At 60.4% G+C, this 23,663-nt stretch carries 15 protein-coding genes; 12 read left to right on the top strand and 3 right to left on the bottom strand.

The window, feature by feature from the left end; genetic code table 11:
• Positions 1–320 precede the first annotated feature (320 nt).
• The 8 genes from E3E11_RS04425 (at position 321) to E3E11_RS04460 (ending at position 13,956) form a co-directional block, all read left to right on the top strand.
• Positions 321–707, top strand: a complete 387-nt coding sequence (locus E3E11_RS04425) for an invasion associated locus B family protein (protein WP_231118812.1) — start codon at positions 321–323, stop codon at positions 705–707.
• Positions 708–1,143: 436 nt separating this feature from the next.
• Positions 1,144–3,366, top strand: coding sequence for a peptidase domain-containing ABC transporter (locus E3E11_RS04430; RefSeq protein WP_231119025.1), 2,223 nt, complete (start codon positions 1,144–1,146; stop codon positions 3,364–3,366).
• On the top strand, positions 3,363–4,904 hold the full coding sequence (locus tag E3E11_RS04435) for an HlyD family type I secretion periplasmic adaptor subunit (RefSeq protein WP_141451346.1): 1,542 nt from the start codon (positions 3,363–3,365) through the stop codon (positions 4,902–4,904). The genes E3E11_RS04430 and E3E11_RS04435 overlap by 4 nt, the downstream gene beginning before the upstream one ends.
• A 27-nt stretch (positions 4,905–4,931) precedes the next feature.
• Positions 4,932–6,680: a tetratricopeptide repeat protein gene (locus E3E11_RS04440; protein ID WP_141451347.1), complete on the top strand. Its 1,749-nt coding sequence runs from the start codon at positions 4,932–4,934 to the stop codon at positions 6,678–6,680.
• A gap of 153 nt (positions 6,681–6,833) precedes the next feature.
• The gene (locus E3E11_RS04445) at positions 6,834–10,205 is read left to right on the top strand and encodes a glycosyltransferase (protein ID WP_141451348.1); all 3,372 of its coding nucleotides are present in this window, start codon (positions 6,834–6,836) and stop codon (positions 10,203–10,205) included.
• Between the two features lie 220 nt (positions 10,206–10,425).
• Positions 10,426–11,463, top strand: coding sequence for a hypothetical protein (locus E3E11_RS04450; RefSeq protein ID WP_231118814.1), 1,038 nt, complete (start codon positions 10,426–10,428; stop codon positions 11,461–11,463).
• Between the two features lie 562 nt (positions 11,464–12,025).
• Positions 12,026–13,252, top strand: coding sequence for a glycosyltransferase family 4 protein (locus E3E11_RS04455; protein ID WP_141451349.1), 1,227 nt, complete (start codon positions 12,026–12,028; stop codon positions 13,250–13,252).
• A 125-nt stretch (positions 13,253–13,377) separates the two neighbouring features.
• Complete coding sequence (locus E3E11_RS04460) at positions 13,378–13,956, top strand: hypothetical protein (protein WP_141451350.1); 579 nt, start codon at positions 13,378–13,380, stop codon at positions 13,954–13,956.
• Between the two features lie 24 nt (positions 13,957–13,980).
• Here the strand turns inward: E3E11_RS04460 and E3E11_RS04465 are convergent, their stop codons facing one another.
• On the bottom strand, positions 13,981–16,554 hold the full coding sequence (locus E3E11_RS04465; RefSeq protein ID WP_231118816.1) for a glycosyltransferase family 2 protein: 2,574 nt from the start codon (positions 16,552–16,554) through the stop codon (positions 13,981–13,983).
• A gap of 587 nt (positions 16,555–17,141) precedes the next feature.
• Here E3E11_RS04465 and pstC point away from each other — a divergent pair.
• From pstC to phoU, 4 genes are all read left to right on the top strand, one after another.
• Positions 17,142–18,065, top strand: coding sequence for a phosphate ABC transporter permease subunit PstC (gene pstC / locus E3E11_RS04470; protein WP_407070522.1), 924 nt, complete (start codon positions 17,142–17,144; stop codon positions 18,063–18,065).
• A 95-nt stretch (positions 18,066–18,160) separates the two neighbouring features.
• Positions 18,161–18,982 carry a phosphate ABC transporter permease PstA gene (gene pstA / locus E3E11_RS04475; RefSeq protein ID WP_231119027.1) on the top strand — a complete coding sequence of 274 codons (822 nt, stop codon included), beginning with the start codon at positions 18,161–18,163 and terminating at the stop codon, positions 18,980–18,982.
• 93 nt (positions 18,983–19,075) lie between these two features.
• Entirely contained in the window at positions 19,076–19,981 is a 906-nt protein-coding gene (gene pstB, locus E3E11_RS04480; RefSeq protein ID WP_141451353.1) for a phosphate ABC transporter ATP-binding protein PstB, read from the top strand.
• 49 nt (positions 19,982–20,030) lie between these two features.
• Positions 20,031–20,861, top strand: a complete 831-nt coding sequence (gene phoU, locus E3E11_RS04485) for a phosphate signaling complex protein PhoU (RefSeq protein ID WP_141451354.1) — start codon at positions 20,031–20,033, stop codon at positions 20,859–20,861.
• 13 nt (positions 20,862–20,874) lie between these two features.
• Here the strand turns inward: phoU and E3E11_RS04490 are convergent, their stop codons facing one another.
• Entirely contained in the window at positions 20,875–22,287 is a 1,413-nt protein-coding gene (locus tag E3E11_RS04490) for an amino acid permease (RefSeq protein ID WP_141452138.1), read from the bottom strand.
• A 366-nt stretch (positions 22,288–22,653) separates the two neighbouring features.
• Positions 22,654–23,298: a TetR/AcrR family transcriptional regulator gene (locus E3E11_RS04495; RefSeq protein WP_141451355.1), complete on the bottom strand. Its 645-nt coding sequence runs from the start codon at positions 23,296–23,298 to the stop codon at positions 22,654–22,656.
• Positions 23,299–23,663: the final 365 nt, after the last annotated feature.

Below are 23,663 nucleotides of genomic sequence, written 5' to 3' on the forward strand. Positions count from 1 at the left end.
GAAGTTCTGGAATAGGTCCACAGGATATGAACGGCACTATCACAGTGAAAATGAAACTTCTCTTGGCGCTGCCAGCAATCAGGCAGACTTCGCTTGTTCAATTTTCCTGCCTCAGACCTGCCTGGAAACATTCAGTCAGTCTGGCGTTTGGACTTTTCTGTGTGGGCCTTTTTTCTCAGAACTGTCTGGCTGCCACGGCCCCCATGACCAGGCTTGGAAGCCGCCCCGCAGAAGAAGCGCCTGTGCAAGTGGCAGTATTCCAGGACTGGAAATTAGCCTGCCAACAGCAGACAGGCCCTGATAAAACGGTCAGATGTGTGGTGAGCCAGAGGCTGCTTAATCAGCGCACCCATCAGCAGATCGTGCGTATTTCCTTTCAGCCACTGGCTCATCAGGTCAATGGGCAGGTGATGCTGCCTTTCGGCCTTGCGTTGCTGAAGGGCTTAGATCTCAGGATGAATACTGATCCCGTAGGGCAGAATTATCCTTTCACGACCTGTCGGGCCAATGGCTGTATTGTGCCGTTGGATCTCGATGATACCCAGATGCGAAACTTCCAGCAGGCCCGCCAGGTGCAGCTCTCGTTCCAGCTGCTCAACGGACGCGAAATCACCGTGCCGATTTCCATGCGGGGCTTTAATGAAGCCTGGAAAAGAGCCCAGACCCTGACTGGCCAGGCGAGTCAGACTGATGCCAGCGCGCCTTGAAGCGCCAAAAAGACTAGAAGATCCTGAGAAAAAGCAAAATCGCACTGTTTATATGTGGCCTTTACGTCGGCTTCTTTTTGAAAGTTAGGTAAACGGTAGATTTTTTAACCTTTTTCAACCCTCCGTCCCTGAGCAGGGTAGTGTTGAAGCAGGAAATTCGGGCATAACGTGAAGGATTATTCGCCTTCCGGCAGGGCCGAGCCCGTGCTTGACCGTTTTCTGACGCGCCAATCAGCACGTTTCCCTGTTTTTATCTCCTGATTGCAACGAGAGGCCATCTGTGGACCAACCGCCTTCTTCCGATCACCCGTCTGACGACCCGCAGGGAATGCCTCCTGCCGGCAATGGAAGCGATGTGGCAGCCAGGCATCAGTTAGAGGCGGAACAGCGTCAGACCCTGCATCCGGAATACGTCACCCCTACCTATGTCAGGCTGATGGCCTGCGTGAAAGCAGCTGCTTTCCATGGGGTGGATCTGGCTATTGACGCTTTTGCGGCTGAACCGGGGGAGGCCTCTCCTTCGCCGGCCACTCTGGTACGCTGGCTGGATGATCAGGGTCTGGTCGCCAAGGGAATGCGGTTGCGCTGGGACTTCCTGGTCAGACTGGGAAACACGCCGCCTGTCGTGCTGCTGTTCCGTGATGGTTCGGCCTCATTGCTGATGCGTACCAGCCCGGAAGAAGGTCTGGTGTGGCTGGCGGACCCGATGATGCCTTTCGGCACGCCGCCGGTACCTGTCGATCACCTGCGCCTGTCGCAGGTATGGACAGGGGATATCGTTCTGATCAAACGCAACCGTAACCAGAGCGAAGCGGATGCCCGCTTCGATCTGGCTTGGTTTGTCAGGATGGTACTGCGCGAAAAACGGCCCATGCGTGACATTCTGCTGGCCGCGCTGATCTCGAGCATTCTGCAGCTCTTTCCGGCGCTGATCGTCATGCAGGTGATCGACCGCGTGGTGAACTACCACTCCATGGCCACGCTGGTTTCGCTGAGTGCGTTTGTGATCATCCTGAGCGTTTATGAGATTCTGTTGACCTATGCACAGAAGGAAATGGCCCTCGTGGTCGCCACGCGCCTGGATGCGCGTATTTCCCTACACGCCTTCAACCGATTGCTCATGTTGCCTCTGGAATTCTATGAGCGTGAGCAGACCGGTGAAGTCCTGGGGCGTTTTGCGGCCATCTTCAAGGTCAGGGATTTTATTACCGGCCAGATGATGAGCACGCTGCTTGATCTGTTCGTGTTGATCGTCCTGCTGCCTGTCCTGTTCTATCTTTGCGCCCCTCTAGCTTGGATGACTGTTGCGGCAGCCGGACTGATAGGGATCATCGTTGTGGTGACTCTACCGGCCATGACGCGCGTGATGGGGGCCTATATTAAGGCCGATTTGAAGCGCAATGCTGTGCTGTATGAGACGGTTGCCGGCATCAAGACCGTCAAGACTATGGCTCTGGAAGGCACCAGACGAGAAGACTGGGATGAAGCTACTGCTCATGTTGTACGCTGGCGGTTGGCCTCGGGGCGGCTGGCCAACTGGATCAACCTTCTGATCCAGCCGATCAATCTGTTTATCAATCGCGGCATCATACTGGTTGGCGCCTATCTCATCCTGATTCATGCCAGTGGGATGCAGGCGGGTGCGCTGATGGCTTTCATGATGCTCAGCGGGCGGGTCACAGCCCCGCTGGTCGGGTTGGCGCGCCTGGTGGAAAGCTTCAATGAGGTATCAGTTTCTCTGGGTGAAGCAGGCTCGGTGCTCAACCAACCCACTGAGACATTGGCCCTTACCACTGGTTTACGTCCGCCTATCAAGGGGGCGCTCGACTTCGTGCATGTCAATTACACCTACCCCGGTTCAAGCACTCCCGCCCTGAAGGACATCAATTTCAGTATTCCGGCCGGCACGATGCTGGGACTGGTCGGCCGTTCAGGTTCGGGCAAGTCCACCCTGACCCGGCTTCTGCTCGGTGTCAGCCGCAACTACGATGGTTTTGTGAAGCTGGATGATGTGGATTTACGTGAAATCAATCTGCATTATCTGAGGCGCTGCATGGGGGTCGTTCTGCAGGATAACTTCCTGTTCCGTGGCACCATCAAGGACAATATCACGGCCCAACGGGCCGGTCTGACTTTCGAGGACGTTGTCAAGGCAGCGCGCCTGGCGGAGGCGGAAGAATTCATCGAACGCATGCCGGCGGGTTTCAATACATTCATTGAGGAAGGCTCGACCAATATTTCCGGCGGCCAGCGCCAGCGCCTGGCCATTGCACGTGCCGTCGTAACCGATCCCAAGCTGATGATACTCGATGAAGCTACCTCAGCCCTTGATCCTGAATCAGAAGCTCTGGTGAATGCCAATCTCGAACACCTTGGTGCCGGCCGGACGATGGTGATTGTCTCGCACCGTCTTTCGTCATTGGTCAATTGTGACCTGATCGGCGTTATGGACAAAGGCCGTATGGTCGATCTGGCGCCTCACCATGTCCTGGTCGAACGTTGCGAGATCTATCGTACTCTATGGTTGCAGCAGAACCGACATCTCTACAAGGAAGACGTCAAGCATGACGAGGAGGTGATGGAGAAATGGGAGGCGCACGAAAAGGAAGAAAGCGCCCAGAAAGCTAAGACGCAGAAAAACGGGGAGGCAGATAGATGAGCGCGCCTAATCAGAACAATGAGACCCCCCGTCAGCCTACCGGTCAGCCCTCAGACCAGAGGGGAAACCATCTTCCGGCCCGGGCTTCGGGCGAAGCTTCTCCTGGTGGAGGCGTGGACGGAAGCCAGAACGCGCCTCGTGAAGCTACAGATCCCTTTGCGCCGGGGGGGATGCCGGTCGAGCTGCTCGAATTTCACTCTCCCACCACCGGCCTGGTCAACCTGCCTGCCTCGGCGACGGCTGAAGGCATTATCTGGATCGTCAGCGGTCTCGTGCTGGCCAGTTTGGCGGCTATGGCGCTGTTTCCGCTCAACAAGGTGGTGAGCGTGCAGGGGCGTCTGATCTCGGTCGAACAGCCCATGGAGATCCAGTCTTTCGAAAGTGCCATCGTCCGTTCCGTCCACGCGCATATCGGTGAATATGTGCATAAAGGTCAGGTGCTGCTTACTCTTGACCCGACCCTCAGCCAGGCCAATGCGGTCAGCCTGAGCGATCAGGTGCTTTCCTACAGGGCTGAAATTGCCCGCCTGAAAGCGGAGATCCAGGGGGAAGCCTATACGCCTGACCTCAACGAGCCCGCTTCGGTAGAGCAGGGGAAGGTTTTTGTCCGCCGCCAGCAGGATTACAAGGCGCATCTGCAGGATTATGCCAAGCGTATCTCTGCCCTGCAGAATGACCTGCAGACGGCCCGGGCCAATGCGGCCATGTATGCCAGCAAGCTCAGGGTTGTTTCGGCTGTGCTGTCCATGCGTCAGCGCGAACTGCAGGCGCAGGTGGGCTCGCGGCTCAGCACTCTCGAAGCCCAGAACAGTGTTATGGATACGGAGCGCTCCCTGATCGCCGCCCAGCAGGAGGCTCATGCGGCACAATCAAAGCTGGACGCTCTGCAGGCTGTTCGGACGAGCTACGTCGAGAACTGGAAAGCCACTGCCCTGGAAAACCTGACCCAGGCGGAGCGCAAATATGCCCAGCTCAAGGGGGATTACCAGAAAGCGCGTCTGTATCAGGGGCTGATTGAGTTGCGTGCGCCGGCAGATGGGGTGGTGCTGACGATCAACCGGGTCACCCCTGGCGCGGTGGCGCAGATGGGCACGAATTTGATGACCTTGATGCCGGTCGGAACGGGGCTGGAAATGGAAGGGCTGATGTCCGCTCAGGATGGGGGCTACGTCAAGACCGGTGACCATGCTCTCATCAAGTTTAATACTTTTCCGTACGATCAGTTCGGTGGCGCACTCGGAACTGTGCGTCTGATCAGTGCGGATACCTTCATGCCCAACCAGATGATGAGCGACAATATCCGTGCCGGTGTCGATCCCAACGAGCTGCAGGGTGGTGAAGTGAAAGGCGCGCCTCTTTACTACCGGGTGCGCATCAAGATCACCAAATTCACCCTGCATGGTGTTCCGCCCTTCTTCCATCCTGCCCCGGGCGTGCCGGTCATCGCTGATATCGATGTGGGCAAACGGACCATCATGCAGTATCTGTTCTCCCAGGCGATGCCGACCTTGACGAATGGCATGAGGGAACCTTCCTGAAGGACAGGAAGGTCAGGCACGGAGACTATGGTGAGACAGCGGTTTCAGGGCAGGGAGAAAGCTCATTCCTCTCATCCTGAACGCAGGAATGAGGTCAGGCAGCGGCTGACCAAGCGGCAGCGTGCAAAGGCCCATGCCCTGCAGGCTCATGACAATCTGCCCCAGCTTTTCAGGCATTATGCGGATCTGGCCCGCAAAGGCGTGGCGGAAGCGCAGTATGAAGTAGGACAGTGCTACCTGCGGGGACGTGGTGTGCCTGCCTCGCTGACAGAAGGCGCGCGCTGGCTGTATGCAGCGGCACAGCGCGGTCTGCCGGAAGCGGCATTCAGCCTGGCCACGCTTTATGCGATGGGTCTGCCCAAAGGCTTTGATCCGAAACAGATGCAGCTGCCTCAGCGCCAGCGGCCCGAGGTGGAAAACGAATCGACACCGGATTATGAAAAGGCCCTGTTCTGGAGTCGTCAGGCTGCAGCTCAGGATCATGGCGAAGGCCAGGCACTGCTGGCCCATCTTCTCACCCATGGCCCGGAACAGTTCCGCGATTTGCCCAAGGCACGTGTTCTTTATGAACGGGCCGCACAGAACGACGCGCCTCAGGGGCATCTGGGCCTGGGGCTTGTTCTGCTTGAAGAAGCACGTTCCGAAACCCAGCAGCAGAGAGCGGCCCGCTCGCTGGAACGCGCGGCTGTTGCTGGGATCGGCACTGCCTATGCCACTCTGGGATGGATGCACGAAAACGCCTGCGGTTTTCCACGTGATCTTGAACAGGCCGCCAGGTGTTATGAGCAGGCCGCTGAGCTGGGCCTGGCGTCGGCACAAGCGCGTTATGGAATGATGCTGCTGCGCGGCGTGGGGATAAAGAGCAATCCCGTAATGGCCGAAAGCTGGCTGCGTCAGGCGGCTTATGGGGGTGAGAGTGATGCGGCGGCCTTGCTGGGTGATCTCTACATCCGCGGGGAACCGCCCTTCAACAAGCCGGCGACAGCGCTGAAATGGTATCGCCATGCTGCTGAACAGGGCCACGTGCCAGCCGCACGTGCGCTGGCTTTTCTTTATCTGAGCGGTACAGGCACCAAACCTGACCAGCGCCAGGCGGCCCATTGGCTTCGCCATGCTGCTGAGGCCGGAGACAGCCATGCTGATGCCGAGCTGGGCACCCTGTTGCTGCTTGATGAGGCCCGCACAGTGCAGGAAGGCGATCAACTGCAGGAACGGCTGCGGCAGCGTGCCCGAAAGGGAGACATGGTCAGCGCTTACAATCTGGGGGTGTGTCTGGCACAGGGCATCGGTGGAGAACGCAATCCGGCTGAAGCCCTGCAATGGCTGGCCCAGGCGCGGGAAAGCGTGGTGAATGCCCAGTTCTGGTACGGCTCTCTGGTCTTTCATGGCCAGGGGCAGGAAGCCGACCCGCTGGAAGGCCTGCACTGGATGGAAAAAGCCGCACAGGCAGGAATGACTGAAGCCTGTCTGGCAGTGGGTCGGATTCTGGTCAACGGTCATTTCCGGGAAGGGCCTGCCGGGCGTGAGGTGGTCATTCCGCCGGACCATGAAAAAGCTGTTCTGCTGTACCGGCCCGCAGCGGAACGGGATGATCCGGAAGCGCTTTTTGCCTTGGGAGCACTTTTCGGCGGGGGGCATGAGGTCGCTGAAGACCGCCAGAAAGCGGAAGGTTATTTCAGGCGGGCGGCCGAACTTGGGCATGCCCTGGCGCAGCTGATGCTGGGGCGCTATCTGCTGAAGGGTCTGGGGAGTCGTCAGGACAGGGCGGAAGGCTGAGTTCTGGTTGGAAAAGGCAGCTGCCCAAGGGCAGGAAGAGGCCGCACAGCTGCTGTCTGAAATTGCCGTGCAGAGCTCAGGGTCCTCTTTTCCCGGCCAGGCATGATGAGCACAGGGTCCAGCCCGCAATCTCGCCCCTCCCAACGGGAGGGAGTGCCTGAAACAGGCGGGCGTTACAGGGCAGAAACGCGCCGCTTTGCAGGCTATGGCAGTGCAGCTGCCGAGGCGGCGCGTGCTGAAGGGCGCAGACGTCGCGCAAGGGAGGCGCGTGAAGCTTTCGAGCAGGGGCAGGATGCGCTGGCGGCTGGAAAACCGGCAGAGGGCTTTTTCTGGCTGGAACGTTCGGAAAGGCTGACCGGGGGATGCAGTGTCGCTACCCTGGCCAAGGTAACGGCCGCCCTGGCGTTGGACCGACCGCAGGTGGCCCTGCCTGGCCTGCAACGCCTGCGCCAGGCGCACGACCTGCCGGAAGCCGCTTATGGCGAAGCATTGTGCCTGGAACGTCTGGGGCGGATGCCGGAAGCCGCCCGGCTTCTGCAACATTGCCTTGACCACCTGCCTGTTCCCGAAGCTTTTCAGCCGTTGGCCGACCGGCTGGCCCGCGTTTCGCAACGACCGGGCTGGGCGACGCTGTCCAATGATTCGACCCTGCTGTTGCGCAGCCCGGTGGCTGCGGAAGTGCGTCTCGACGGAGAATTGCTGGGTTGGCTGCCCTCAGGGCGCCATGTGCTGGAGGGTCTTGATAAGGCTGATGAGGAGGCGGGTCCGGCTTCCGGCGGGCACCCAGGGCGTTATCTGACAGTGCGCGTGCAGGGGCATGACGTTCTTGGCAGCCCGTTTGACCTCCAGGCCTTAAGACGTTGCGAGTCTCTGGTCGTTGCGACGGAAAGCGGCATTTCTGGCTGGCTGTACCATCCGGCGGAACCGGATTTCAGGCCGAAACTGTTTCTGGAACCGCTACATCCGTCTTCCGGCGTTTCTGAAAAGAGTTTTCCATTGGATGTCAGCGCCTGTCTTGGCCCTGAGGGAAGCCAGGAGGCAGAAAAATGGTTTCCGGCAGTGGAAAGGGGGCTGAGCAGGCCATGGTTCTTCACGCTTGAGCGAGCTACCCTGCCCGATCTGGCAGAAGGCGCTTCCTTTATCCTGAGCGATACACATGGACGACCGTTGAGAGGGGCGCCTGTTTACGGGTCTCTGGCGGATCTGCGGGCTCATGTATCTGGCGTTCCCGCAACGCCACTGCCCCTGGCTTATAAGCTTGCGGAGCCGGAAGAAGACAGAACTGATCTGAGCGCGCCGGAGCCAGCTCGGCAAAAGCCCGTTGACGGGTGTGTGGTGATCGTGCCGGTTCACAATGGCGGCAAGGACACTTTCGACTGCCTGCAGAGCCTTCTGCTCAGCGTGGCGCCGGAAGAGGCGCAACTGCTCGTGATTGATGATGCATCAACAGACCCGGCGCTTCTGCAGCGTCTGGAGGCACTGGCCGGGTCGGGTCGGCTTACGCTTCTGCGCAATGAACGCAATCTGGGTTTCGTGGGCAGCGTCAATCGGGGTCTCGCCCATGTTCTGGCGCAGGCGGGTGTTGCAGAAAATGCGGCCATACCGGCATCGGAAGTGGTTTTAAAGCCAGTTCCCGATGTCATTCTGCTCAACAGCGATACCTATGTTTTCCCTGGCTGGCTGAGCCGTCTGCGACGTTGGCTGAGCCTGCCGCGGGTTGGTACGGCAACGCCGTTTTCAAACGCTGGCGGTCAGCTTTCATGGCCCAGTGTCAGCCAGGCTAATCCCTTTCCGAGCCTGGAAGAAGCCCGTCAGCTCGACCGTCTTTGCGCCAGCCTTCCCAGGGCAGCGCCTATGAATGAAGAGAGCGGCACGGGCGTCGCATCCCTCCCGCCCCTGGTGACCGGCAACGGATTCTGCATGGGCATTTCGGGTGCCTGTCTGCAACAGACCGGGCTGTTGCGTGCAGAGGTTTTCGCCCAGGGTTACGGTGAGGAGAACGATTTCTGCCTCCGGGCCTCTGCAGCGGGTTTCGTGCATCTGGCTGCAGCGGATGTCTACGTGCGCCACAGGGGAAATGTTTCCTTCGGGCCTGGCGGGCAGGCGCTGCTGGCACGCAACCTGCGTCTCGTTGAAATGCTGCATCCGGGTTACCTGCAGCAGGTCCAGGCCTTCGAGCAGCGTGACCCCCTGGCGCCAATGCGGCGGGAACTGGCTGAGGGCTGGCTGCTGGCGCAGTTTGAACATTCTCCAGCCGGCAAAGAAATATTTCCTGCAGGCAGCGTGGTGTTGATCGAGCATGAGGGCGGCGGAGGTGTTGCGCGTGCTGTGCGTGAAAGGGGGGCTGCCCTGCGCCAGGAAGGCTTTATGGCGTTGACCCTCTCTCCGACTGCATCAGGCTGCCGTCTGGCGCTGGCCGAGCCTGCGGCCGGGGAAGTGCCGGGGCAGGTGCGGCCCGAGATCAATTACAGCCTGCCTGCTGAAGGGCCGCGCCTCGTGGGACTTCTGAAAGCGCTCGGCACGAAAGCGGTGGAATGGCATCATCTCGTCGGCCACGCGCCCTGGATGCGTCAGCTGCATGTGGAACTGGGCGTGCCTTATGATGCCTATGTACATGATCATGTCTGGTTCTGCCCCCGCATCGCTTTGCTGTCGCCTGAAGGCAACTATTGCGGAGAGCCGGATCTGGCCGCGTGCCGGGCCTGTGTTGCGCGTGGGGGCATGGTCCTGGGAGAGGAGATCGAACTGCCTGCCTTGCGCCAGCGCTCCGCTCAGGAACTGGCAGCGGCCCGGCACGTCATTGCGCCCAGCCAGGATGCGGGCGCGCGTCTGAAGCGGCACTTTCCTGCTTCCAGGCCCGTGACGGTCAGGGCGCCGCAGGATGAAAGCCGGCTTCGACAGGCTTTCAGGGAGGCGCGGGTCCGTCGCTCTCATCAATCTGGGCGTCAATCCGGGCGTGGCAACGTGTCTGGTGAAAATCCAGTCAGCCGCTGGCGGATCGGCATCGTGGGCGGCATCAGTCGCTGGAAAGGGGGTGACCTCCTGTTGGATCTCGCCCGTTACGTGCACCAGGCGCAGCTGCCGCTCGATTTCGTCCTGATCGGCACTTCAGAGCATGATGAGGCTCTGATCAGCGCAGGCGTAGCGGTAACAGGGCCTTACCGTGAGGAAGAAGCGCTGGAACTGGTGGAAAAGGCTGAGCTGGACCTGGGCTTTATTCCCTCTCTTGCACCTGAAACCTGGTGTTACGCGCTGGAATGGCTGTGGCGTGCAGGGGTGAAGGTAGCCTGTTTTGATATCGGCGCGGTGCCGGAGCGGATTCGGGCCGCTGAGAGGGCAGCGGGCGGCACAGAGCCCGGAAACGAGCCGTTTTTCGGCATGGTTCTGCCGGTTCTTTCGGCAGCTGGTAACGATGGCGTGGAAAAAGAGGTGGCTGCCCTGGCCCAACGCCTGCTGGCGCTTGCCAGTCAGGAAAGGCCGCCAGGTGTCGCTGAAAGAAGTGATAAGGGGCAGGAAGCGGGTTGAGCACAGAATAATGGAGTATTTTCCGGTAGAGATTTGCTGGAACTTTCTTTAGAAACGGTAAAAGCTACAGAGTCAGGATAACAATGCAGGTGTCCAATGCATTTCAGGGCATAACTGCATGGACTGATGAAATATTGAGACCAGCTGATTGGTACAGATAAGAACAGGCTGAGGCTGGTGTGGGGCTGGCATCAAGCTGAAGGATCATGCAGGAGACATCATGGCAGTGAAAAATCGTTCCGGGTCGGAAGAGTACAGAAATCTTACGACTGCTACCCAACCTCCCGGTGCGGAGGCTGCGTCTGCTGAAAGTGGAGAGACGGGAACGGTAGAAAAACGCGCGGCAACGGAGCGGGTGATCGACCTGACTGCCGGGGCGCATGTCATGATGCTGGATGCCGGCGTGTTCTGTGTCTATCACGCCCCAGGCCAGCAGCCACCCGGGCCGACAGGGCTGCCGGGCGTGCGCATCAACCGGGCGCCGGGCGTGGAAGCAGACGTGGTTGATATTGCCACTTTCGCTCCCGATGGCTGGTTGGGGGCCACGAACGGGGCGGCTCTCGTACGCGTGCACAAGGGACCGGCAGGGGTGCTGATCACCACCTACCAGGACCCCCAATATCCCCACCCGGCCCCGCGCCTTCAGGTCATGCGCCTGATCGGTGGTGTGTTTGACGATGAGGCTGCTGCTTCCCAGACGGCTGCCGGAGAAGCAGGCCCCCAGGAAATCGCTGCTCATGTGCAGCAGCACGGGGATATCGGTGCTGCCATCGGCAGCTGGCTGGGTGAGCCTGGCAGCACATTGTGGATCGAGGGTTTTTCCATCACGCCTGAAGGGGCGCTTGGGCCTGACTGCCTGGAATACCAGGCGGTTCTGGGCAAGAAATGGCTTTCTCCCTGGGCCGAAGGGGGTGAGTTCTGCGGCTCCCGGGGGATGGCTCTGCCCATCCTGGGCCTGCGTGCCCGTCTGAAAGGCGATAAGGCGGAGGGGTGGCGCCTTCGTCTCACGGCTACCTTCACCGATGGGACCCGTCTGGGGCCGGTCGAAGGGGTGGAAGAAGGTCTGGAAGCTCCCAGCCTCGCCCCGCTTGAGGCTTTCCTGCTGGAGCTCCTCCCGCCTGATGGCAGCGCTGCTTCGGAAAGCGTGACGGAAACAGCAGCCCTGGGAACAAAGGCTAAGGCCGGCCAAAAAGCCGCACCGGCGTCCAAAACCGGCCAACGTGCACGTAAAACCACCAGGAAGGGGAGTGCTTCGTAAAGCCTGGCAGGCTTTGCGGAAAGATCTCTTTAAGGCCGTAGAGAAGGGAATAAGGATAAAATTGCTGGCACTTCAGGCTGCTGTTTTATCCTTACGATCTTGCTGCAGTCTGCTGCCTGAAAGAAATAAACAGGAAGCTGGTCTCGACAGGCACTTTTCGGGACAGGTTTCAGCTGGGCAGGACTTCGAGCTGGATTTGGCATGTCACGCTCAATTGCAGAGCACGTGAGAATCAGGCGGGTGGGTAATCTTGCCTGCATATCTGCTGAATCCCCACGGCGGCCTGTTTTACACAGCTTGCTTCACAGAGGCTGGGAAAGCAGAAAAATTTTCCATAATCATGCCCTGATCATACAATAAATAAATCGGCGGATTTCAGGGGTGGTCTCCTGAAATCTGGCAGGGACAGAGAGAAAGAGAGGTTGTTTTCAGGACGGTCAGATTCCTGTCCGGATGCCTCGTTTCATATAGCCTGAAAGTTGCCTGAAAGGTTTTTGGCTCTGTTTGGAGGAGAGCGGGGGCTGGGCAGAGACCGGTTTTGAAGCCGGTTATGGAGTCAAAGTTGCGGTATCTATTCGTTCACCAGAGTTTCCCCGGTCAGTACCGACACATCCTGAATCATCTGCGCGCAGAGGGCGGTCATGAGATCGTCTTCATCACGAGCCACCAGCAGCCGGAAATGGAAGGTGTGCGCCAGGTGGTCTACAGGGCCTCCCAGCCGACGGGACAAGGTCATCCGGCTGGCTGGGAATTCGATTACGCTCTGCGCCGGGCTGAAGCGGTGGCTCAGGTAGCTGGGTCCCTGAAACAGCTTGGTTACCGTCCTGATGTCATCATCGGCCATCAGGGATGGGGCGAGATGCTCAATCTGGGCGATGTCTGGCCGGGTGTGCCCATGCTGGGTTATTTTGAATTCTACTACAATCCGACGGGTCTTGATGTCGGCTTTGACAGCGAGTTCCCGCCAGCGCCAGACCTCGCAGCCCAGGTCAGGGCCAAGAACAGCGTCAATCTTCTGACCCTGCAGCTGCCGGGGCTCGGTCAGACGCCTACCCGTTTCCAGAAAGAAACCTATCCTGCCTGGGCCCAGGAAAAACTGACCCTTTTACGCGAAGGGGTTGACCTGGAGATGTGCCGGCCGGATCCGAAAACCAAGCGGCGTGAATTTCGCCTCGGCTCCCTGAGCGTGCTGCCGCATGAACCCATGGTGACCTTCATTTCCCGCAATATGGAGCCTTACCGGGGGTTTCACAGTTTCATGCGGGCCCTGCCAGAAATTCAGCGCCGCCGCCCTGATGCGCATATTGTTCTCGCGGGGGGAAACGGTATCGGTTACGGCGCGGCGCCAGCCGATGGCCGCAGCTGGCAGGAGGTCATGCTGCAGGAGCTTGAAGGGCAGCTGGATCTGTCGCGCATTCACTTCACGGGCTGGCTGCCTCATGAAGACCTGATACGCATGATGCAGCGCTCTGATGCGCATGTCTATCTGACCTATCCCTTCGTCCTGTCCTGGTCCTTGCGGGAGGCGATGGCGGTCGGTTGCCCGCTTGTTGTCAGCGATACAGCCCCGGTGCGCGAAATGGTGCAGCCGGATGTCACAGGGGTGGTCGTGCCCTTTTCCGATCCCCAGCGCTTAGCTGAAAGTGTACTCACCCTGATTGAAGACAAGAGCCTGGCGGGCCGTCTGGGCAGGGCGGCGCATCATTTTGCGCAGGAAAATCTGGGGTTGCCGGACTATCTGCAGCGTTTTCAGGCCCTGATCAATGAAGTGGCAGCCATGGCTTCCTGAGAGGTTGAAGCCAGGGCCTTCAAAATCATTGCAGGCGAAACCCTTCATGACAAAGCCAAGAGCGGTTATTGTGCCCGACAGCATTCATGAAGTTCAGTAGGCCGGAAAGGAAGGGCAGGGCGGACATGTCAGAAGACACGGAAAGCCGGACAGGCCAGGACACGCTGAATCCTCAGGCACACTCCTTTCCGGATCTGACTCCGGGCCTGCGTGAGCTGGTGGAGAACTGGGTAGTCAAGACGACACCTGACCATCCTCCCCATCGCCTGACCGCTGAAGAGCTGGCAGCGCTGGCGCGTGCCAGTGTGGAAACCATGGCAGCGCGGGCTCTGGGCTTTGAAGAACAACCTGAAAGCTCTTCTGAAGCACCGGAAAACGAGCCTGAAGCAGCTGCCGACGAGCGCGATGGGCTTGCGCCGCCTTGGGGCGCACTGGAAAGACTGACGTCCGACTGGCTGGTTCAGCGTGAGCGGGGGACGCGTCCGACGCCATTGAGCACGGCAGATTACCGCAGCTTCGTGCGCCTGGTACTGAAAGGGCTCAGCTGTCGCCCTGATGCCCGACAGCGTGCGGAGATGGCAGAATCCCTGACCCAATGGATCCCCGAAAGCCTGGCTACCCTGCCTGATGGCCGTCAGGTTGAAGAGGTGCTGAAGGAAGACCCGCTTTATTTCGCCCGCCAGCACCTCAGGGCCAGTCTCTGAAGATCCGCTGATCGCCTTATATTTTCAGAGCTCTTCAGGGTCCCGCAGGTCATAGAAGGTCTGCCGGTCCTGGCGAAAAGCATATGGGTAGGCCGGGTCACGCTCAAAAAGCGGATGGCCGCCCCAGCGCTCGCGCATGGTTTCACTTTCATGGAACCATCTTTTCTCACGCTCGGGATGATCGTCAGTGCCACGTGACAGGCTTTCATGATGTTCTGCCGTGGCGTCGGCGCAATAAAGGACACGCCAGCCGCCAGCCCGGATTTTCAGGCACAGGTCCACGTCATTATAGGCCACGCTCAGCTGCTCTTCATCAAAGCCGCCCACTTCCCTGAAAACAGAACGCGGCACCAGCATGGCCGCCCCGGTCACGCCCGTCACTTCATGGCTCAGGCAGATCCGCCCGACATAACCATAAGCATGTTCAGGCAGGCCATGATGGACATGCGTGCCGATCATTTCGGGACCGACCGCGATGCCGGCATGCTGGATCGTGCGGTTGGGATAAACCAGCTTGGCCCCGACCGCGCCGACCCGCGGCAGGTTGAGCGCTTCCTGCACCATACAGGTGAGGAAGTCAGGCTGGGTGACGAAGACGTCATTGTTGAGAAACAGCAGGAAGCCGTCCTCGTTCTCAGGGGTCAGGGACGCGGCAACGGCCAGGTTGTTGAGACGGGAGTAATTGAAGCCTTCCTCAATGCGGAGCACGGATATGCGCGGGTCCTGCGACAGTTTTTCCAGGAGCTGGCGCGTTTCGGGGCGTGAGGAGAAATTGTCGACCAGAACAATCCGGAAATCCGGATAGGTCTGGCTAGCCAGGAAATCCTCGACACAGCGCCCGGTAAGCTCCGGATAATCGCGGAAAGGAATGATGACTGTCACCGGGGGCGCCTGCCGTTCCAGCCAGGCAACGCGGTAATGCGTCACCCCGTTGATGGCGCTGACTTCTCCCTTGAGGCCCAGCCGGTCGAGATGGGCCTGGACCGCATCCACCCCGGCCTGAACGGCATAATCCTTGTTGGCGATCGTGGCGGCAGTGGAGTTTTCGGTCTTGCGCCAGTGATACAGGATTTCCGGCACGTGGTGGATGGCCGGATGCGGGATGTGCTCGGCAGCGCGCAGCATGAGGTCATGGTCCTGCGCCCCGTTATAAGTGCTGTCCAGCGGGCCGAGCGCGCGCAGGGCTTTGGTTTCGATGAGCACAAGATGGCAGATGTAATTGCAGCCCATCAGGAAGCGGTGGTCGAAATCGGGCTTGAAGTGAGGCTCCAGGAAACGACCTGCCGGATCGACCTTGTCTTCATCCGAATACAGGAGTTTCGCGCCGCTCTTCAGCGCCGCCCGCATCATGGTCTCCAGCGCCACGTCGACGAGAAGGTCGTCATGGTCGAAAAAAGCCACCCATTTCCCGCGTGCTTCCCTGATCGCGACATTGGTGGCTTCAGCGATGCCGACATTCTTCTTGAGAGTGACGGGGCGGATCCGGCTGTCCAGCTTCGCGTAATGCTTGATGAGCGCGCTGGTGGCTGGGCAGACGGCGCCGTCATCGACCAGGATGAGCTCCCAGTTTTCATAAGTCTGGTTGCGCACGGATTCGATCGCTGCCTCGAAGTCCCGGGCCAGCGGTTTCCAGACCGGACACAGAACGGAGATGAGCGGCGGTTTTTCAGGCAGTGGCCGGGTCACGCGCGCCTGGGCGGTAGCGGCGAGAAGGCGGGCGCGATTCTGCTCAGCCCAGCGACTATAATGCTGCAGCGTGGGTCGTTCCGTTGGCAGGAGCGCGCGCATCTCGCGGCGCAGGCGGGTGATCTGGCGGTGCAGCTCTGTGACCACACCTTCTATTTCCACCAGCTGGCCGGCAAGCTGGTCGTCCACCAGCGTTGTCACATAAGGGCTGTTCTGCAGGGGTTCGGCTTCCTGGTCACTTTGCTCCGGCAGCAGCAGGATCTCAAACCGGTGCACGCGCCGGTCATGCAGATGCCCGGGGATGGGAATTTCGAAACCGCAGGCCGGGTCGCCCTTCAGGGCCGCGCCGACGTCCCCGCGGAAATGATCGGCGCGGTAGGTGCCGAGATCTATTCCGTCCACAGAAACTGAAAGCAGTTGCCCGCCGCGCCAGGGGGCACGCGGATTGGGCCGCCGGGTTACCCAGCCGCGCAGGGTCGCGTTTTCAAGGCCGTCGATGAAACTGCGGGTCTCCGGCAGGAGCGCGCTGTCGAAAGAGGTGCTTTCCAGAGTGGGATTGCCGTCAGCATCGGGCAGAGGCAGAACGCTGCGGTCGGAAAAACGCAACGCGATGCGGTGGGGCCGGTCATCAAACAGGAACTCGGGCAGCATGTGCTCGAAGCCAAGCTCGCTGCTCTCCAGCCCCAGCGCCTCGCTCACATCGCCACGCGGCAGGTTGCAGGTGATCTTCTCGATTTCCTGCCCGTCAGCCAGCAGATGCAGGGTGACCGGCCCCCTGCCGAGCACATCCACCGCCCAGCCCCGCAGCACCCCATGAGAGAAACTGTCCACAAGCCCCCGGAACATGCCGGGTGTCGTCCGGCGAGGAGAGGGAGCCGGACCGGCGGGGACGTTGGAAGAAGAGGCAGGCACGCTGGAGCAGGCTCCTGAAAACGGAAAAAGAACCGGGAAGTTTTCACAGCACAGACAACCACTGTCGGCAGCTGGTCATGATTACTTTACCTTAGACCTGACCACATGCACCACCAGGTCATGGCTGTTAGTTTCAGGTGCGGGTTGAGGTGCGGCCTGATCAAGCCCTTAGTACCAAGCCCTTAGTGAGGTAGTGAAAAACAGGCCGGAAAGTGTTTTTCAACTGCAACAGGCTGTAGAAACCTGTGTCCGGTTTCAAGAAAGCTTTCCGGAAAGACCGTTCTGCCTGTTGTTCTTTGGAGCGCTGGCGGTTAATGCTGGCGGGGTCCCGGTAAGGGAGCGGCTGGCCGGCGCTGAAAAGCAGTCCAGGCTTGAATCGGGCAGTCGAGATGACGTCTGCTGAAACGACAGGGGATTCCCGGACCATGGCGTCTGAGCCGCGATCCAGAACCACCCGGTTTGCAAGAGAACCGGTACCTGCTTCTCCAGAATCCCCCTCCCATTCCAATGGCGGAGCTTCAGTCGGTGCAATCTCTGCCGCCCCAGGCAGTGGCAGGCCGGGCAGCGTGCGTCCTGCTTCGCCCCTGATCGGACGGGGTCCCCGTTTTTCATTCAACCAGGTTTTCAGCGCCGTTCTGTGGGGTTCGGCCCTGATCGTACTGCTGGCGCTGGGGGGCCTGATTCTCCTGATGGGGCATGGAGGCTGGCAGGCTTTCGTGACCTTCGGGCCGGGCTTTCTCGTCAGTGCGGTCTGGAATCCGGTCACCAACCAGTACGGCGCGCTGGCGCCGCTGCTGGGCACGGTGCTCAGCACCCTGATTGCTGTCTGCATTGCCGTGCCGATGGCCTTCGGCACCGCCTTCTGGCTTACCGCCATTGCCCCGCGCCGCCTGGCTGGCGGATTGTCAACCGCTGTTCAGCTGCTTGCAGCCGTGCCTTCCATCATTTTCGGCATGTGGGGATTTTTCCTGATCGTGCCGTTCATGGCACGGGTGATCCAGCCGTTTCTCAATCACCATTTCGATCATGTTCCCGTGCTGAAGGCCCTGCTCTGCGGTCCGCCTTTCGGTTCCGGCCTGATGACGACCGGGCTGGTGCTGGCTGTCATGATCGCGCCTTTCATCACGGCGGTGATGTGCGACGTGTTTGAAGCCGTGCCCCCGATGCTCAAGGAAAGCGCTTACGGACTGGGCGCGACACGCTGGGAGGTCATGCGCTACGTGGTGGCCCCCTGGTCGCGCAGCGGCATGATCGGGGCGGTCGTGCTCGGCATGGGGCGCGCCCTGGGAGAAACGATGGCCGTCACTTTCGTGATCGGCAACGTGACGGCCATCGGCTGGTCGCTTTTCGTGCCCCGCACCACGGTTGCCTCACTGATTGCACTGCAGTTTCCTGAAAGTCCGGCCGGGTCACTGCGTCTTTCCTCGCTGATGGCGCTGGGCTTCATTCTCATGGCCCTGTCGTGTCTGAGCCTGATCCTGGCCCGCTACCTGAGGCGGCAGCGCGCATGACCCGGCAGGCGCCTTTTCCTGAACAGCAGGCGACGGAATCCAGGCTGGGCCAGCAGGAAGCCGCGCTGACCAGCCGCTGGCACCCTGACGGCCTGATGGCGCGCCGTCAGCGCTGCAACCAGCTGGCCACGGTGCTGAGCGCTGGCAGCGGGGTAGTGCTGGTTCTGGTGTTGCTGTCAATTCTGTGGACCTTGCTCAGCCGCGGCTTGCCCGGCCTGTCGCTTGCCACCTTCCTGCACCCCATGGGTCCGCCGGGCTCGGGGGGCGGGCTGGGCAATGCCATACTGGGCAGCATCATCCAGACCGGCCTGGCCATGCTGATTGCAGCGCCTCTCGGGATGTGCTGCGGCATGTACCTGGCGGAGTTCGACGGGTCCGGCAACCGCTTTGCCACGACCGTGCGTTTTGTGGCCGACATTCTGATGTCCGTGCCCTCCATCCTGGTCGGGCTGTTCATCTATCAGCTCCTGGTCGCCCCATTCGGGCACTTCTCGGGCTTTGCCGGCGCAGTGGCGCTGGCTGTACTGGCTGTGCCCCTGGTGATCCGCACGACTGAAGACATGCTGCGCCTGGTGCCGGTGGCCATGCGTGAGGCAGGGGCGGCCCTGGGGGCGCCGCGCTGGCGGGTGATCGTCTCGCTCTGCCTGCGCGCTGCACGCGGGGGCATCACGACCGGTCTGCTTCTGGCCCTGGCGCGTATGGGGGGAGAAACGGCGCCGCTGCTGTTCACCTCGCTGGGCAACCAGGGCTGGTCTCTCGACCTCGACAAACCCATGGCCAGCCTGCCGCTCGCCATCTATCAGTATGCGGGAGCTTCCTATGAAGACTGGGTGCAGCTTGCCTGGACCGGGGCGTTGCTTATCACTGTGGGTGTGCTGATGATCAATATTGTCGTCCGCCTGTCTTCACGCCGATGAAACTGCCTCCGGGCCTGTACCAGGCGGGGCAGGTCGTTTTCGCGTGCTCCGGCACAGTATCAGCCGGTCGTTTTTCCTGAGAGGGCTCTGTTCATGACCTCCGTTTCTCATACTCCCGCTCACGGGGCGCCATCTGAAACCGGTAATGACCACGGTCACCCGCCTAGACGCCACGCCACGCCTTCGCATGCAACCGAGGGCCTGAATTTCGCGGAAGCGGACGGAACGCGGGAGAAGCGGGAAGAGGACATTGCGCTGAAGGTGCGTGACCTGAACTTCTATTACGGCCAGCACCATGCGCTGCATGACATTTCCATGGACTACCCGGCGCGCCGGGTCACAGCCATGATCGGCCCGAGCGGTTGCGGCAAATCGACCCTGTTGCGCGTTTTCAACCGCATCTATGATCTTTATCCCGGTCAGCGGGCGACAGGGGAAGTGATGTTCGACGGGTGCAACATCCTTGACCGTGACATCAATCTCGATGTGCTGCGCGCCCGGGTGGGCATGGTCTTTCAGAAACCCACCCCCTTTCCCATGTCGATTTATGATAACATCGCCTTCGGGGTGAAGCTGCATGAAAGGCTGAGCCGTACCGAGATGGATGCCCGGGTTGAGGACGTTCTGACGCGCGTGGCGCTGTGGAATGAGGTCCGTGACCGCCTCAATGCGCCTGCAACCGGCCTTTCGGGTGGCCAGCAACAGCGTCTGTGCATCGCCCGCTCCATTGCGACCCGACCGGAAGTCCTTCTCCTTGACGAGCCGACTTCCGCGCTTGATCCCATTTCAACGGCGCGCATCGAAGAGCTGCTTGATGAGCTGAAACATGACTTCACGATCGCCATCGTGACCCATAACATGCAGCAGGCCGCCCGCTGTGCGGACCGGGTGGCTTTCTTCTTCATGGGCCGATTGATCGAAGTCGATGCCGCAGACCGCATTTTCACCAATCCGCGCCAGCAGCAGACGCAGGATTACATTACCGGGCGCTTTGGTTGAGCGCCCGGTGGCCGCGCTTACTCAGGCACCTGAAGCAGGGAGAACCGAAATGGCCGAACGTTCACACATTGTCAGCAGTTTCGAGCAGGAGCTCGACCAGCTCCGCAGCATGGTCAGCCAGATGGGGCGTATCGCTGCAAGCCAGGTGAGCCTGGCCCTGGCTGCCATCACCGATCACGACCAGCAGGCAGCTGACAAGGCGATTGCGCTGGATCCGGAAGTTGACCATCTGGAGCGCGAGGTGGAAGGGCTGGCCATCCGGCTCCTGGCCCTGCGGAGCCCGATGGGCGCTGACCTGCGCGAGATCGTGGCGGCGCTGAAGATCACCGGGGATCTGGAGCGCATCGGTGATTACGCTGCTTCAGTAGCCAAACGGGCCATGACGGTCGCAGCGGTCGAGGACGGGCGGATCTCGCTTTCAGGCCTGCGGACCATGGCGCGCCTGGTCAATGAGAACGTGCACCGCATGGTCGAGGCCCTGGAAACCCAGGATCCCAATCTCGCCCTGGAAGTCTGGCATGCCGACCAGGAGATTGATGAGTATTACACCACCCTGTTCCGTGGCCTGGTTACCTACATGATCGAGGACCCGCGCAATATCCGTGCCTGCACGGAGCTGCTTTTCATCGCCAAGAATCTGGAGCGCATCGGCGATCATGCCACCAATATTGTCGAGCGTGTCTTTTATGCCGTGACAGGCGAGAACATGCCGGCCCTCCGTCCGCGTGGGCGCAAGAAACCCACCTCGGCCCATTCACATGTTTCCGCACCGGTGCCGGGCAGCCCCACGCCTGACCCGCACCCTGAGCTGACGCAGAGCGATCAGGAAGCTGCCGCCCTGGAAAAGCCCTTTCCCCAGACAACAGACAAGCCGGCCTGAGGTCCGGGGCTGCTCAGTCCCCGCTTTCAGCCGGTGCCGGCACCTGTTCTCCCAGGCGGTGCTTGCGCTGGATAACGACCCAGCCAGCAAAGAACAGCAGGGCCAGCAAGGGAATGCAGGCTACCGAAATGGTGCCGGAGGGATAATCAAACCCCATCATCACGAGCACCACAAGCAGAAAGCCCAGGCTGATCCAACCGCTCCAGGGAGAGCCGGGCATGGAAAAGCGTGTCGGAGGGATGCGGCCCTGCCGGATGGCGCGGTGCAGGCGCAGCTGGCAGATCAGGATGGTGGCCCAGGTGCCGAGAATGCCGAGCGAGGAAAGACTCAGGACGATCTCAAAGACCTGTGAAGGGATGTAATAGTTCAGCGCCACCCCCACCAGGTAGATCGCAAGCGTGGCGCAGATGCCGACGAACGGGACGGAATTCCGGTTCATCATGGCGAAGGCGGAAGGGGCCGAGCCGCCCAGCGCCAGGGCGCGCAGGATGCGCCCTGTCGAATAAAGGCCGGAATTGAGGCTGGAGAGGGCTGCGGTCAGCACCACGAAATTCATGATGCCTGCACTCCAGGGCACGCCCAGCTTCTGAAAGAAGGTGACGAACGGGCTGGTATCGGCGTGATAGGCGGTCCAGGGCAGAACGCAGACCAGAAGCACGATCGAGCCGACATAGAAGATCAGAATGCGCCAGATGACGCTGTTGACGGCACGTGGAATGATCTTGCGCGCATCCTTGCACTCGCCTGCGGCCACGCCGATCAGTTCCGTAGCGGCATAAGCGAAGATGACGCCTTGGACGAGCATTAGGCAGATGCCGATGCCATGGGGGAAAACACCTCCGAAATCCTTGATGAGGTGCAGCCCCGGCGTGAACCCGTCGATCTTGTGGCCGCTGAAGAGCACGACAGCGCCGATGGCGAGAAAGATGACCAGCGTCAGCACCTTGACCAGGGCCAGCCAGAACTCGATTTCCCCGAAATAGCGCACGCCGGCCAGATTGATGGTGCCGACGAGCAGCAGGGCGCCCAGGGCCAGGATCCATTGCGGCACGCCTGCGAAGGCCGGCCAGAAATGCATGTAGAGGGCGACGGCCGTGATATCGACGATGCCGCTCATGGCCCAGTTGAGAAAGAAGAACCAGCCTGCGGAATAAGCCGCCCACTCGCCCATGAATTCGCGGGCGTAGGTAACGAAGCTGCCGCTGCTGGGGCGGTACATCACCAGCTCCCCCATTGCCCGCAGCACCATGAAGGCGCACAGGCCGCAGATGGCGTAGGCGATGGCCAGGGAAGGCCCTGCCAGCTCCAGGCGCGACGCCGAGCCCAGGAACAGCCCTGTGCCGATCGCGCCGCCCAGGGCGATCATCTGCACATGCCGCTGGCTGAGATCCTGCTGGTAGCCTTCTTCCGATTCGGCTTCTGTCATGCTTTCCAGAAGCGGACCTTCGTACAGGTCGACAGAGTCGTTCGGCGGGGTGCTCATGAAGTCGGACTCCTGCAGGACGCGTCAGCCCATACCTGCTTGCCCCCTGTGCCCGAGCGCGGGCGTGAAGGGGTGAGAGGCGCTCCCTACAAGTAACGCTTTTCATCCCGCCAGGGGGGCTGTTTGTCCTGTCAGGGTGTGCGGATGAAAGTTCTTCCACCCGAACCGGATATGCCTGACCAGGGCGCAGCAGGCATGCTTTTAAAACATAAGTGAAACATATGGTCTGGCGGGGGCGGGAGCAAGGCCAAGCTGCAGGGGGAACGGGCTAAATCGTTCTGGTGATGGCGGAAAAATCTTAGAAAAATCTTAACTGTGTCTGTCTTCCCGTTCCCGGCTCCAGGCCTGCAGGAAAGCCCGGATGCCGGTGCGCATGAAAGCCTCCAGCGCTTCAGGGCTGCGAGGGGGCAGGCAATGGGTCAGTCGCGACAGAAGGGGCACGCCCAGGGTGAGGCCGATGAGGTGGTCAGCGACATCGGTAGGCTCGCCCGGCCGCAGGCAGCCCGCTTCCTGCTGATGCCTGATCCAGGCGCGCAAGCCGGTTTTATGGCCTGAAAGCTGCAACGCTTCGGTCATGGCCTGCTGAATGGCCGGCGAACGGTTGGTCTCGCCGATGATGGTGCGCAGCAGCGCCAGGCGCTCTTCATCGAAGATGATGGGACTCAGTTTGCGGAAATGCGCGATGAGCGTCTGCTCCATGTCGATATCAGGCCCATGGGCAGGATCTTCTCCGATGGAGGGGAAAAGCCGTTCCAGGAGCAGCTGCTCGAAGAGATTCTGCTTGGAAGTGAACAGCTGATAGAGCGTTTTCTTGGACATGCCGGCCTGGCGTGCGATCCGGTCCATGGAAGTGGCGTGATAGCCATGGGTGCGCAGCAATGTGCAGGCTGTTTCGAGAATCCGGCTCCGCCGCAACTGCTCATCTGCCTGACGTGCCGGGCTTTCCGAGTCCATGGCCCTCTCCTCCGTTGCCTCGAATGTTTCAGGGGCCTCAGGTGCGGCGGATCCTGGAGCAGTCCTTCCTGATCGGTCAGGAGCTGAAAGACCGGCAGGCGGGCAGGACAAGGGAGAAAAAGGTGTATCGGGCAAAATCTGGGACCTGAAACGAGGGGTCGGTGCAAGGCAGCCGGTGAAAGAGCCCCGGCGAAAGAGTCAGGGAAAGAGATTGACCTTTAGCTTGGAAACCGGATAGTTTCCACCCCGCGTTTCCCTTTCCGTGTGAAAAGCTGCCCCCGACTCTCCAGAAGGGTTGCGGGCCTGACGGAAGAAGGTGGCAGCCGCTGGTGGCGAATGTTTTAGGAAAGCCGATCTCCGAAAGT

Source organism: Oecophyllibacter saccharovorans (assembly GCF_006542375.1).
Classification (GTDB): Bacteria; Pseudomonadota; Alphaproteobacteria; order Acetobacterales; family Acetobacteraceae; genus Oecophyllibacter; species Oecophyllibacter saccharovorans.